Genomic DNA, 15,244 nt, shown 5'->3' on the forward strand with positions numbered 1-15,244 from the left:
TCAGACGGCTCCGGACGTGTCGGTCGAGGCCAGGACGGGTTCGGCATCCGTGGGCGCGGAGATCACGTCGGTGACCACCGTGTCCGTTCCGCGTGCGTGGTCCGGGACGGTCGCCTGGCCGACGGTGGGGTCCTGCTCGGCCGGGTCCTCGTCGGCGGGGGTTGTTGCAGGCGGGTGTGCGGGAGTCCGGTCCTCACCGTGGGCTCGTGCGGTCAGTCCTGCGGCGAGCTTTCCTCCGATCGCGGCGAGGCCGAGCCCACGACCGAACTCGAGTACCGACAGTTCCAGTCCGACGGTCTTGCCCACGCGGGCCGCGAACTCGACGGCCATCAGCGAGTCGAGCCCGAGCTCGGGCAACGGTGTCTGCACGTCGACTGCCTCGGCGTCGATGCCCATCACCAACGCCAATTGCTCGGCCAGGATGAACGTCAGCACGTCGGCACGTTGGTCCTCGGGTAGCGCGAGGATTTCGGCGTGCAGCGCGGTGATGCCCGACCCGCCGGTGCTCGCTGCGGCGATGTGTGCCGCGAAACGCGGAATGGTTGCCGACGCCGGGTTGGCGATTCCCCACTGCTCCCAATCGATTCCGACGAGAGCGACGTGCGGAACGTCGAACGTGAGAGCCTCGCGCAGCAGGAGCGTAGCTTCGTCCATGTCGATGTTCTTGAAGCCGAGCATGTCCAGATACCGCACCACTTCTTGTTTGGCCTCGGCCATGCCACCGCCTGCCATCGATCCCCAGCTGACGGTGAACGCCGCCTTTCCGCGCCGACGCCGAGTCCACGCCAGCGCGTCGAGCACCGAGTTGGCGGCCGAGTACGACACCTGCGGCGCACCTCCGGTGAGGCTGCTCATCGACGAGAACATGACGAACACCGACGGGTCGGCACCTGCCTCGTCCAGTGCTCGGTCGAGGTTCACGGCACCGGTCACCTTGGGCAGGAAGATGCTGCGCAGGGAGTCGTCGGTGATGTCGTTGACGGCGTAGTTGTCGACGAGGCCCGCCGTGTGGAAGACACCCGCGATCGCGACACCGCGTGCGTGTACTCGTTCGATAAGGCCGTGGACGGAGGCGTAGTCGGAGATGTCGAGCAGTTCTTCCCCGACCGTCACGCCCTGCGCGGCGAATTCTGCGAGCGTCTGCTTGGCGCGGTCGGTGGTGGCACCGCTGCGGCCGACGAGCACCAGATCACGTGCGCCTTCGTCGACGAGCCATCTGGCCACGGCGGTTCCGAAGGCTCCGAAGCCGCCGGTGATCACGTACGACGCCGCCGGATCGATGTCGACGGTGGGGATCTGTGGCCGTACGACGGGAGCATCGTCGGCCAGCGACAGCACTACACGTCCGGTGTGCGAGGACCGGACGACCGAGTCGAAGGCGTCGCCGACTCGGTCCATCGAGAACGTCGTGTACGGCAACGGTGCGTAGTCACCGGCCGACATCTTGTCCAGAACCTCGCGGGTCACCTGCCGAGCCAGGTCGGGTTTGTGCTGGAACATCCGGTCCATGTCGACGGCGTAGAACGTCAGGTTTCGGTCGAACGGTTTCAGGTCCATGACGCCACCGAAGTAGATGTCGGCCTTGCCGATCTCCACGATCCGGGCGAATTCGCCTGCCACGTTCAGGTTCTGCGCCATGATCTCGCCGGGGGAGGAGTTGAAGACCACATCGACACCCCGGCCGTCGGTCAACGCCATGACCTCGTCCGAATAGTTCAACGACCTCGAGGCCAACACGTCGTCGGCACCGGCATCCCGGGCAACTGCGCGGCGTTCCTCGGTGCCCGCCGTCGCGATGACGCGTGCTCCCATCAGCTTCGCGACCTGCACTGCGGCGAGGCCCATCCCACCTGCGGCACCATGGACGAGCACCGTCTCACCGGGCAGAACGCGTGCGAGGTGCACCAATCCGTACTGCGCGCACAGGAACGGCAGTATCGAAGAGCACCAGCCCGTCTCCCAGTCCGACGGAATGGGCATCGTCCCGCCTTCGTCGATGCCGACGGTGACGTACCGGCGCATCATGTTTCGAGCGCACACACCCATATGGTCGCCCGGAGACACCTCGGTGACTCCCGGCCCGACCCGGGTGACGATGCCCGCGCCTTCGAGCCCGAGCGTGGTCCCGAAATAGGTACCGGCCAGTTCCTTGTCGGTGAGGACACCCATGACTTTGAGCGGATCCTTGTAGTTCACCCCTACCGCTTCCATCCTGACCTCGATCTCACCCGGACCGGGATCGCGACGGGCATGGGCGCGGAAAGTGAGGTCGGACAGCAGTTTCGACGCAGGAACCTCGATGGCGAACGACTGCTCCGGATCGCGCACGACAGTCGGCTGATCGCGAACTGCGAGATGCTCGTCGGCGTTGCTCTGCAGCGTCACCACCCATCGTGACCCTTGCCGGAGAGCGACCTCGTCGACGACGTCGTTCTGGAACGGACCGAACGCGAACGTCTCGGTCGTGATGTCCGACAACGGTGTCGACGGCTCGGTGTCGACGAAACGCCACGCTGCCGGCGATTGCTCGTTGCGCAGCGACCTGCGTGCCCCGACGAGTCCCGCGTGCGCGAGATCGGCACCCCCGGTGTCGCCCGGCATGCAGAACGCTCGCTCGGTGACGATGACGGCCGACACCGATCCGGGATCCGTCGCAGGACCGGTTTCGTCGCCGTAGATCGCGATGTGCACGGCGCGAGCCGCGACGAGCGCCGAGCCGACGGCGGACGCCGGATCGGTGAACGCCCCCGCGACCGCGACGACGGTGGCCCGGTCGACGCCCGGTGTGGCCAACCCTGCGCGGAGAGCGGCCACGATGTCACCCAACGGCGTCTCTGCGGCGTCGAGAACGATCGACGACGGTCGGGATGCGGCGATGGCGTCGGCGCGCGTGCGGGTTGTCGGGGTGGCGTCACCGAGGGTGAGGACGAGGGCGAAATCGCGCGCGGCCTCGTCACCGATCGCCGCCGAGTCTCGGTTGTCACGTAGCTCCCACACCGGCTCGTAGAACACCTTCGACAGGCGCGCATGCAGCGACTGCGGGGGAGCGATGGGCCGGAACTCGACGTTCCCGAGCGTGACGGCTGCGCGTCCCTCGGAGTCGGTCACGGCGATGTCGGCACGCATGGGCTCCGTGCTGGTCCTCGTGACGACGACGGTCGCGTCGTCCGGAACCGGCCCGTATCGCCTGACCGTTCCCACCGAGAACGGGACGACGGCCCCCGACGGCCCGGTGGCCAGCGTCGCGACGCTCTGCAGCGCGGTGTCCAGGACGGCAGGGTGCACGAGGTGGCCCGAGCCTGCGTGGCGCCCGGCGTCGATGGAGGCGACGACGGTGTCCTTGCCGATGCGCGCGGACCTGATGCCCTGGAATGCCGGCCCGTACCGGAGCCCCGCCGACGCGAGCAGCGGGTAGAGCACGTCGCCGGTGATCTCGGTGCTGGTCTCGTCGATCTCCGACGCCACGAACGGAGCGTCGAACTGTCCTTCGACGAGCCGTCCGGTTGCGTTGATCGTCCACACCGAGTCCGTCGCCGACCTGGACCGAATGACGAAGCGCCTCGTGCTGTTCTCGACGGCGACTTCGAGCACGGGCACGTCGTGCTTGTCGACGACGAGAGGCGCGACGAACTCGACGTGTTCGAGGCCGACTTCCTGGCGCCCGGACCGGACTGCGGCGGCGCTCATCGCCGCGTCGAGGTAGGCGGTACCCGGGAGAAGCACGAGTCCGTCGACGACGTGGTCCTGTAGCCACGGCAGTTGCGATACGGCGAGTTCGGCGTGCCATTCCGACGCCAGTGCCGAGGTTCTGTCACCGAGCATCGGATACAGAGTGTCGGTTCCCATCCGATCCGCGACGGTCTTCTCGTCCTCGTGCCAGACGCGCGACTTCTGCCACGGGTAGGCGGGAAGCGGCATGTGAGGTGACGGTTCGGTCCTGCCGCCGACGAACGAGCCGGCCGCGTACAGCGCGGACACCGTCGTGATCAGCGACTCGGCATCGCTCTGCTTGCGGATCAACGTACCGATGGACGTGCCGGGATCACCGGTGCGGATCAGGATCTCGCGAATGTTGCCGGACAGGACAGGATGCGGGCCGACCTCGAGGAACACCCGGTGGCCCCGACCGATCAGCGCAGTCACGGTGTCGGCGAACCGCACCGGCTTGCGCACGTTGTCCACCCAGTACCCGGCGTCCCAGCTCGCGTCGGTGACCTCGCCGGCAGTGACGGTGGAAAACAGCGTCAGGTCGGGTTGCCGCGGGTCGATCGACGCCAGGCTGCCGGCGACGTCGTCGAGAATCGGGTCCATCAGATGACTGTGGTACGGCACCTCGACCTGGAGACGTTTGGCGAAGAACCCTCCCTCGGTGAGGCTTTCGGCCAACTCGGTCAGGTGCTCGGCGTCGCCGGCCAACGTCACCGCGGTGGGGCTGTTGACCGCTGCGATCGACACGTGCGCGACCATGTCCTCGCCTGCTTTCGCGAGGTAGGCCAACGCGTCGGCCTCGGACAGGCCCACCGCCAACATCGACCCCGTGCCTGCGGTCGTCGCCTGCAGCCTGGCGCGATGGCAGCTGACCAGCAACGCGTCGTGCAGGCTGAGGGCGCCGCTGACGTATGCCGCACTCACTTCGCCCACGCTGTGCCCGACGACGGTCTCCGGTTCGATACCCAGTGCTTTCAACTCCGCGACCAGAGACACCTGGACGAGGAAGTTGGCAGGCTGAGCTACCTCCGTGTTCGTCACCCGCGAGTGTTCCTCGTCGCGGCTCAGTTCTTCGATGATCGACCACCCCGCGATCTCGATGAACGCGTCGTCGACGATGCCCGCCGTGCGGGCGAACTCGCCGCCTGCCAGCAGTAGTTCACGCGCCATGCCCCACCACTGCGGACCCATACCGCTGAACACGAACACCGGCGCGCGTCCGCCGGCATCCACGACGTGGGACGTCTGCCCTGTCCCGGACGCGAATTCCCGAAGTGTCGCGGCCAGATCCTGTGCGTCGGTGTAGGGAAACGACGCGCGGACGGGATGGTGGGCACGCCTGGTCCAAGCAGCCGCCGTGAACGCCTCGAGCGCACCGTCGGACCCGTCGAGTCGCTCCAGCGCGTCGGCAAGGGACGTTGCCACGGTGCGGACCGCGGCATCGGTGCGCGCCGAGAGCGGGAAGATCCGGGCCGGGCGAGGCGCGGTCGGGGTCGATGGGGCGGCCGATGGGCAGGCGGGAGCGGCGTCCATCAGCACGTGAGCATTGGTGCCGCCGTAGCCGAAACCGTTGATCGCGACGATGCGGCGGTCGTACTCCTCGGGAAACGGTTCGACCTCGGTGGGGATACGAATCGCCAGGTCGTCGAACGGTATTGCCGGATTCAGTGTGTCCAGCCACGCCTGGGGAACGATGGTGCCGTGGTGCAGGGACAGTGCACTCTTGATGAGACCGGCGATGCCCGCAGCCGCCTCCGTGTGCCCGATCGACGCCTTGACGGACCCGACGACCAGTGGCGTCGTCCGACCGGGAACCGACCCGTACGCACCACCGAGCGCTTCGATCTCGAGCGGATCACCGACGGACGTGCCGGTTCCGTGCGCCTCGACGTATCCGACCTGTGCTGGGTCGATGCCTGCTTCGGCGCAGACCCGCTCGGCCAGCACCCGCTGGGACACGGGATTGGGAACGGGAATGGCGATGGTGCGACCGTCCTGGTTGACGCCCGATCCCCGAACGACCGAGTAGATTCGGTCGCCGTCGGCGATCGCGTCGGCGAGCGGGCGGAGCAGCACCATGCCCGCACCCTCGCCGCGGCCGTAACCGTCCGCGGCGGCGTCGAACGACTTGGAACGGCCGTCGAACGCGAGGAATCTGCCCTTGCACATCGACACGAACGTTTCCGGCCTGATCATCGTGTTGGCGCCGCCGACGAGAGCCATCGTGCATTCACCACGGTCGAGCGCGCGCACCGCCTCGTGTACCGCGACCAGCGACGAGGAACACGCAGTGTCGATCGTCATCGACGGACCCACCAGGTCAAGAGCGTAGGAAATACGGTTGGACAACAGCGTGTGCGACGAGCTGGTCGCGCTGTGTGCATTGATGAAGGCCCTGCCCATCTGCGAACCCCGCAGTCCCGCAGAGTCGTTGGTGAATCCGCCGACGTACACACCGATCGATCGACCAGACACCCGTCCGGCATGGCCGGCGTCGTCGAGAGCCTCCCACGCGACCTCGAGCAGCAACCGTTGCTGCGGATCGGTCACCGCAGCCTCACGCGGGGAAATGCCGAAGAACTCCGGATCGAAATCCCACAGCGACTGGGTCAGAAAACCGCCCTTACGCGTGTACATGCGGCCCGGAGCATCCGGATCGGGGTCGTAGAACCTGTCCGCATTCCACCTGTCTGCAGGAATGTCCACGATGCCGTCGCCCTTGGAGACCATGAAGTCCCAGAAACTCTGCCCGTCGTGCACTCCGCCCGGGAACCTGCATCCGATACCGACAATCGCAATCTCGACCATGATTCTCCCCCGATACAGTGTCGACCAGACCATGGACGGCCCCCCGGAGAGCACACGGACAACACCCGTACCCCCCGGAACAGACGCCCCCCGAAACGCCGTCGAGCACGGAGAACGCCGTCGATGTGCGGTCCGATCTCCGTGCTGGGTGAAATATAAGCAGACTCCACCGACAACCGCCATAGGGAAATCAATTGCGAGCGCGCGGTCTTCGCTGTCTCAATGGTCAATGGCAAGGTCCAGTTTTCAACCGTTTCCCGAACCTCGATCGTCGATGTCCGGAGGACGTGAACGACGAAAACTTGTGATGGTGACCAGTTTTCGAGCACCGGTCGCGGAACTGTCTGTCATTCAGCGGATTTCCAGCCGTCGTCCCCTCCGCGTGCCCCTGGCGCCCTGGTTTTCCGGACCGAACGTGGCGTTCGGTCCGTCTGACTGACCGAACGTGGCGTTCGATCCATCCGAGGGTGCACATGTGCCATGTGGCATGTGCCGCGTGGTCCGGTGGGGCGGTGTCGGTCGGACAGTGTGTTCTGTGTCGGCGGCGGGTGGCCGGGTAGGCATTTCCGACGAGTCCGACTCGTGCCCCCGGAGGAGCGAACGTGGCGTTCGGTCACTTGGAGTGACCGAACGCCACGTTCGGTCAAGACGTCGGCGGTCGGGTCGGGGCGGGGCGGGGCGGGGGAGTCTTCGGACGGACCGATCGGGATGGTCACGAAACGGGCAGCGAGTACGAAACTCGACGGATGTTCCTCTTGACGCCGAGGCGCGCAGGGGTCACTCTTGTCCTGACGAAGGCACCCCGAAGCGATCGTGGAAGTCGATTGCTCGACCGCGACACGCCGTGTTCGAAGGCGACGCCGGTTCTTGGCTCGGGTGCTACTTTTGATGCCCCTGTTGCGCCCTGCGCACATTTGGGGTACCTTTGGACGTTGCGCTGGCTGCCTCCTGTCCACCTCTCGATTGCCGTGTCTGCGAAGTGTTACTTCGAAGAGATTGCAGTGGGGATTCGGTCTGGTTGTGACCAGCGAATTCGCCCCACATTGAAGCAAGCAGATACAGCGGCGGTCGCACTGCACGAGCGGCCCGCGTGAGGTGCTGGAAGGACGCATCTTGGCAGTCTCTAGCCAGACCAAGGCAGTTGTCGGAACACCGGGAGCCCCGAGGAGGGTTTCGTTCGCGAACATTCGCGAACCGTTGGAGGTACCCGGTCTCCTCGATGTACAGACGGACTCTTTCGAATGGCTGGTAGGCGCGCAGAGTTGGCGTGACCGTGCCGCCGCGCGCGGGGACAGCAATGTCTCCGGTGGTCTCGAAGACATCCTTACCGAACTTTCTCCGATCGAGGATTTCTCGGGTTCGATGTCTCTTTCCTTCTCCGACCCACGGTTCGACGAGGTCAAGGCCTCGCAGGACGAGTGCAAGGACAAGGACATGACGTACGCGGCTCCGCTGTTCGTCACTGCCGAGTTCATCAACAACAACACCGGCGAGATCAAGAGCCAGACGGTGTTCATGGGTGATTTCCCCATGATGACCGACAAGGGCACCTTCATCATCAACGGAACCGAGCGCGTCGTCGTCTCGCAGCTCGTCCGTTCGCCCGGCGTCTACTTCGATCACTCGATCGACAAGACGACGGAGAAGGACCTGCACAGCGTCAAGGTCATTCCCGGCCGCGGTGCATGGCTCGAGTTCGACGTCGACAAGCGCGACACGGTCGGTGTTCGTATCGACCGCAAGCGTCGCCAGCCCGTCACGGTGCTGCTGAAGGCTCTCGGCTGGTCCACCGAGCAGATCACGGAGCGCTTCGGCTTCTCCGAGATCCTCATGGCGACGCTCGAGAAGGACAACACCGCCGGTACCGACGAGGCTCTCCTCGACATCTACCGCAAGTTGCGTCCGGGCGAGCCGCCCACGAAGGAGTCGGCGCAGACTCTGCTGGAGAATCTGTTCTTCAAGGACAAGCGCTACGACCTCGCTCGCGTCGGCCGCTACAAGATCAACAAGAAGCTGGGCCTGAACTCGGGCCAGCCGATCGTCGCGTCGACCCTCACCGAGGAAGACATCGTCGCCACCATCGAGTACCTGGTGCGTCTGCACGCAGGTGACACCTCGATGACGGCTCCGGACGGCGTCGAGGTTCCCGTCGAGGTCGACGACATCGACCACTTCGGCAACCGTCGTCTCCGCACCGTCGGCGAGCTGATCCAGAACCAGATCCGCGTGGGCCTGTCCCGCATGGAGCGCGTCGTTCGTGAACGTATGACCACTCAGGATGTCGAGGCGATCACGCCGCAGACCCTGATCAACATTCGTCCCGTCGTCGCCGCGATCAAGGAGTTCTTCGGAACCTCCCAGCTGTCGCAGTTCATGGACCAGAACAACCCGCTGTCGGGTCTGACGCACAAGCGTCGTCTGTCGGCCCTCGGCCCCGGTGGTCTCTCGCGTGAGCGCGCAGGCCTCGAGGTTCGTGACGTTCACCCGTCGCACTACGGCCGTATGTGCCCCATCGAGACCCCTGAAGGCCCGAACATCGGCCTGATCGGTTCGCTGTCGGTGTACGCACGGGTCAACCCGTTCGGTTTCATCGAGACGCCGTACCGCAAGGTCGTCGACGGACAGGTCACCGACGACGTCGATTACCTGACTGCGGACGAAGAGGATCGCCACACGCTCGCGCAGGCCAACTCGCCTGTAGACGCAAGCGGGCACTTCACCGAGGACAAGATTCTCGTCCGTCGTAAGGGTGGAGAGGTCGAGTTCGTCTCGTCCTCGGACATCGACTACATGGACGTGTCGCCTCGCCAGATGGTGTCGGTCGCAACCGCGATGATTCCGTTCCTCGAGCACGACGACGCCAACCGTGCCCTGATGGGCGCGAACATGCAGCGTCAGGCTGTGCCGCTGGTGCGGAGCGAGTCGCCGATCGTCGGAACGGGCATGGAACTGCGTGCTGCCGTCGACGCCGGTGACGTCGTCATCACCGAGAAGACCGGTGTCGTCGAGGAGGTCTCCGCGGACTACGTCACGGTCATGGCCGACGACGGAAGCCGCAAGACCTACCGCATGCGCAAGTTCGCGCGCTCCAACCAGGGCACCTGCGCCAACCAGCGTCCGATCGTGGACGAGGGTCAGCGCGTCGAGTCCGGTCAGGTCCTCGCCGACGGCCCGTGCACCGAGAACGGTGAGATGGCGCTCGGCAAGAACCTGCTGCTCGCGATCATGCCGTGGGAAGGCCACAACTACGAGGACGCGATCATTCTGTCGCAGCGCCTCGTGGAAGAGGACGTCCTCACCTCGATCCACATCGAGGAGCACGAGATCGATGCCCGCGACACCAAGCTCGGTGCCGAGGAGATCACTCGCGACATCCCCAACGTCTCCGACGAGGTCCTCGCCGACCTCGACGAGCGCGGCATCATCCGTATCGGTGCCGAGGTTCGTGACGGTGACGTTCTCGTCGGAAAGGTCACGCCGAAGGGCGAGACCGAGCTGACCCCGGAAGAGCGCCTGCTGCGCGCGATCTTCGGTGAGAAGGCCCGCGAGGTTCGCGACACGTCGCTCAAGGTTCCCCACGGCGAGAGCGGAAAGGTCATCGGCATTCGCGTGTTCTCACGCGAGGACGACGACGATCTGCCTCCCGGCGTCAACGAGCTCGTTCGTGTGTACGTCGCGCAGAAGCGCAAGATCCAGGACGGCGACAAGCTCGCCGGCCGCCACGGAAACAAGGGCGTCATCGGCAAGATCCTCCCGCAGGAGGACATGCCGTTCCTGCCCGACGGCACCCCGATCGACATCATCCTGAACACCCACGGTGTTCCGCGTCGTATGAACATCGGTCAGGTTCTCGAGACGCACCTGGGATGGATCGGCAAGACCGGTTGGAACGTCCAGATCGCCACCGACGGCACGAAGCCCGATTGGGCCGAGCGCCTGCCGGAGGAGATGCTGGCTGCTCCTGCCGACAGCAACATCGCCACCCCGGTGTTCGACGGCGCCAAGGAGCACCAGCTCGCTGGTCTGCTCGAGAGCACGATCCCCAACCGTGACGGCGTGCAGATGGTCGGCCCGGACGGAAAGGCCACGTTGTTCGACGGTCGTTCCGGTGAGCCGTTCCCGTACCCGGTGTCGGTGGGCTACATGTACATCATCAAGCTGCACCACTTGGTCGACGACAAGATCCACGCTCGTTCGACCGGGCCGTACTCGATGATCACGCAGCAGCCCCTCGGTGGTAAGGCTCAGTTCGGTGGTCAGCGCTTCGGTGAGATGGAGTGCTGGGCAATGCAGGCGTACGGCGCTGCCTACACGCTGCAGGAGCTCCTCACCATCAAGTCGGACGACGTCGTCGGCCGCGTGAAGGTGTACGAGGCCATCGTCAAGGGCGAGAACATCCCGGAGCCCGGTATCCCCGAGTCCTTCAAGGTGCTCCTCAAGGAGCTCCAGTCGCTGTGCCTCAACGTGGAGGTGCTGTCCTCGGACGGTGCAGCCATCACGATGGCAGACGGCGACGACGAGGACCTCGAGCGTGCCGCAGCCAACCTGGGAATCAACCTCTCCCGCAACGAAGCTGCCACCGTCGACGACCTCGCGCAGTAGATTTCTCGGTCCCGTGGGCCTCACCGCACTGCCGACACGCAGCAGGTGGGCCCACGGGGCGATCGACTTGATCTGATTCGCACAGCACAACACCCATCACGGGGAAAGGAAGTTACGTGCTCGACGTCAACTTCTTCGATGAACTCCGCATCGGTCTCGCGACCGCGGAGGACATCCGCAATTGGTCCTACGGCGAGGTCAAGAAGCCGGAGACCATCAACTACCGCACGCTCAAGCCCGAGAAGGACGGCCTCTTCTGCGAGAAGATCTTCGGCCCCACCCGGGACTGGGAGTGCTACTGCGGCAAGTACAAGCGCGTCCGCTTCAAGGGCATCATCTGCGAGCGCTGCGGCGTCGAGGTCACTCGCGCCAAGGTGCGTCGTGAGCGCATGGGCCACATCGAACTGGCCGCTCCGGTCACCCACATCTGGTACTTCAAGGGTGTTCCGTCGCGCCTCGGTTACCTGCTCGACCTGGCACCGAAGGATCTCGAGAAGATCATCTACTTCGCTGCCTACGTCATCACCACGGTCGACGACGAGCTCCGCCACAACGAGCTCTCGACGCTCGAGGCCGAGATGGAGGTCGAGAAGAAGGCTGTCGCCGATCAGCGTGACGCCGACCTGGAGGCTCGCGCTCAGAAGCTCGAAGCCGACATCGCCGAGCTCGAGGCGGAGGGCGCCAAGTCCGACGTCCGTCGCAAGGTCAAGGACGGCGGCGAGCGCGAGATGCGTCAGCTCCGTGACCGCGCACAGCGTGAGCTGGATCGTCTCGAGGAGATCTGGAACACCTTCACCAAGCTGGCTCCGAAGCAGCTGATCGTCGACGAGCTCATCTACCGCGAGCTCATCGACCGGTACGGCGAGTACTTCACCGGTGCCATGGGTGCCGAGTCGATCCAGAAGCTCATGCAGAACTTCGACGTCGACGCCGAGGCCGAGAACCTGCGCGAGACCATCCGCAGCGGCAAGGGCCAGAAGAAGCTCCGCGCTCTGAAGCGTCTGAAGGTCGTCGCCGCGTTCCAGGCCGGCCGCAACTCGCCGATGGGCATGGTTCTCGACGCCGTCCCGGTCATCCCGCCGGAGCTTCGTCCGATGGTGCAGCTCGACGGTGGACGTTTCGCGACGTCCGACCTCAACGACCTGTACCGCCGTGTCATCAACCGCAACAACCGCCTCAAGCGACTGATCGACCTCGGTGCTCCCGAGATCATCGTCAACAACGAGAAGCGGATGCTGCAGGAGTCGGTCGACGCCCTGTTCGACAACGGCCGCCGTGGACGTCCGGTCACCGGACCGGGTAACCGTCCGCTGAAGTCGCTGTCCGATCTGCTCAAGGGCAAGCAGGGTCGTTTCCGTCAGAACCTCCTCGGAAAGCGCGTCGACTACTCGGGCCGTTCGGTCATCGTCGTCGGCCCGCAGCTGAAGCTGCACCAGTGTGGTCTGCCGAAGCTGATGGCTCTCGAGCTGTTCAAGCCGTTCGTGATGAAGCGTCTGGTGGATCTCAACCACGCGCAGAACATCAAGTCGGCCAAGCGCATGGTCGAGCGTCAGCGTCCGCAGGTGTGGGACGTTCTCGAAGAGGTCATCGGCGAGCACCCCGTACTGCTGAACCGTGCACCTACCCTGCACCGGTTGGGCATCCAGGCGTTCGAGCCGCAGCTCGTCGAGGGCAAGGCCATCCAGCTCCACCCGCTCGTGTGTGAGGCGTTCAACGCCGACTTCGACGGTGACCAGATGGCTGTCCACCTTCCGCTGTCGGCCGAGGCTCAGGCCGAGGCACGCATCCTGATGCTGTCCTCGAACAACATCCTCTCGCCGGCTTCGGGCCGTCCGCTCGCCATGCCGCGTCTGGACATGGTGACGGGTCTGTACCACCTCACGCGTCTCGACGCGGGTGCCGTGGGCGAGCGCGTCGATGCCAAGACCGACGAGCCGGAGTTCGGTGCGTACTCGTCGCCGGCCGAGGCTCAGATGGCAGTGGACCGTGGCGCTCTTCGGGTGCAGTCGCAGATCAAGGTTCGTCTGACGAACCAGCGTCCGCCGCTGGACCTCGAGGCCGAGCTGTTCCCGAACGGCTGGAACCGCGGTGATGCATGGACCGCGGAGACCACTCTGGGACGTGTCATCTTCAACGAGCTGCTCCCGGCGGACTACCCGTTCGTCAACGAGCAGATGCCGAAGAAGCGTCAGTCGACCATCATCAACGATCTCGCCGAGCGTTACCCGATGATCGTCGTCGCACAGACTGTCGACAAGCTGAAGGACGCAGGCTTCTACTGGGCCACGCGTTCGGGTGTCACCATCTCGATCTCCGACGTCCTCGTGCCGCCGGAGAAGCCGCAGATCATGGAGACCTTCGAGGCTCAGGCCGATCAGATCGAGAAGAAGTACCAGCGTGGCGCACTCGACAAGGTCGAGCGCAACTCTGCGTTGGTCAAGATCTGGCAGGACGCGACCGAGCAGGTCGGTAAGGCCATGGAGGCGCACTTCCCCGACGACAACCCCATCCCGATGATCGTGAAGTCCGGCGCAGCCGGAAACATGACTCAGGTGCGGTCGCTCGCCGGCATGAAGGGTCTGGTGACCAACCCGAAGGGTGAGTTCATCCCGCGTCCGATCAAGTCTTCCTTCAAGGAAGGCCTGACGGTCCTCGAGTACTTCATCAACACGCACGGTGCTCGTAAGGGTCTGGCCGACACGGCGCTTCGTACCGCCGACTCGGGTTACCTGACGCGTCGTCTCGTCGACGTGTCGCAGGACGTCATCGTTCGCGAGGTCGACTGTGGCACCGAGCGCGGAATCGTCACGACCATCGCCGAGAAGCTCGCCGACGGCACGATGATCCGCGACGCGCACGTGGAGACCAGCACGCGTGCTCGCACGCTGGCCACGGACGCGGTCGACGAGAACGGCAACATCATCGTCGCTCGTGGACACGACGTCGGCGATCCTGCCATCGATGCTCTGATCGAGGCCGGCATCACCGAGGTCAAGGTCCGTTCGGTGCTCACCTGCACCACCGGCACCGGCGTCTGCGCTACCTGCTACGGCCGTTCGATGGCCACCGGCAAGCTCGTCGACATCGGTGAGGCCGTCGGTATCGTCGCCGCACAGTCGATCGGTGAGCCCGGTACCCAGCTGACCATGCGTACCTTCCACCAGGGTGGTGTCGCCGGAGATGACATCACCGGTGGTCTGCCTCGTGTGACGGAGCTGTTCGAGGCACGTGTGCCGAAGGGCAAGGCTCCTATCGCGGACGTGTCGGGACGCATCCAGCTCGAGGACGGCGATCGTTTCTACAAGATCACCATCATCCCGGACGACGGCGGCGAAGAGGTTGTCTACGACAAGCTCTCCAAGCGTCAGCGTCTGCGTGTCTTCAAGCACGACGACGGCACCGAGCGCCTTCTGGCGGACGGTGACCACGTCGAGGTCGGCCAGCAGCTCATGGAAGGTGCTGCCGATCCGCACGAGGTGCTGCGCGTGATGGGTCCTCGCCAGGTCCAGATTCACTTGGTGAACGAGGTCCAGGAGGTCTACCGCAGTCAGGGTGTGTCGATCCACGACAAGCACGTCGAGACGATCGTGCGCCAGATGCTCCGTCGCGTGACGATCATCGACTCCGGCTCCACCGAATTCCTGCCCGGTTCTCTGACCGAGCGCAGCGAGTTCGAGGCGTCGAACCGTCGTGTCGTCGCCGAGGGTGGCGAGCCCGCAGCCGGCCGTCCGGTCCTGATGGGTATCACCAAGGCGTCGCTGGCCACCGACTCGTGGCTGTCGGCAGCGTCCTTCCAGGAGACCACTCGTGTGCTCACCGATGCGGCTATCAACACCCGCAGCGACAAGCTCATCGGTCTCAAGGAGAACGTGATCATCGGTAAGCTCATCCCGGCTGGTACCGGCATCAACCGGTACCGGAACATCCAGGTGCAGCCCACCGAGGAGGCACGCGCTGCGGCATACGCAGTGCCGTCGTACGACGATCAGTACTACAGCCCGGACGGCTTCGGCCAGAACACCGGCGCCGCAGTGCCGCTCGACGACTACGGTTTCTCGAACGAATACCGCTAGGACTCACAGCAAGAGCCCCGCATCCGATTGGGTGCGGGGCTTTTGCGTGTCCC

The 15,244-nt window shown here is 65.0% G+C and carries 3 protein-coding genes; 2 read left to right on the plus strand and 1 reads right to left on the minus strand.

All coding sequences use genetic code 11. The annotated features are described in order from the left end of the window. Positions 1–6,516 carry a type I polyketide synthase gene (locus CH293_RS16400; RefSeq protein WP_094720823.1) on the minus strand — a complete coding sequence of 2,172 codons (6,516 nt, stop codon included), beginning with the start codon at positions 6,514–6,516 and terminating at the stop codon, positions 1–3. A gap of 1,095 nt (positions 6,517–7,611) precedes the next feature. Between CH293_RS16400 and CH293_RS16405 the strand changes: the two genes are divergently transcribed. Next, a complete protein-coding gene (locus tag CH293_RS16405) occupies positions 7,612–11,118 on the plus strand; it encodes a DNA-directed RNA polymerase subunit beta (protein WP_037105654.1) in 3,507 nt (1,168 codons plus the stop codon). Between the two features lie 116 nt (positions 11,119–11,234). Further along, entirely contained in the window at positions 11,235–15,191 is a 3,957-nt protein-coding gene (locus tag CH293_RS16410; RefSeq protein ID WP_019665535.1) for a DNA-directed RNA polymerase subunit beta', read from the plus strand. Positions 15,192–15,244: the final 53 nt, after the last annotated feature.

The organism is Rhodococcus sp. 14-2470-1b (assembly GCF_002259415.1).
In the GTDB taxonomy this organism is placed as follows: Bacteria; Actinomycetota; Actinomycetes; order Mycobacteriales; family Mycobacteriaceae; genus Rhodococcoides.

Bases quoted from the DNA above. Each gene is read 5' to 3' on its own strand.
- CH293_RS16400 (WP_094720823.1), bottom strand. From the start codon at position 6,516: ATGGTCGAGATTGCGATTGTCGGTATCGGATGCAGGTTCCCGGGCGGA.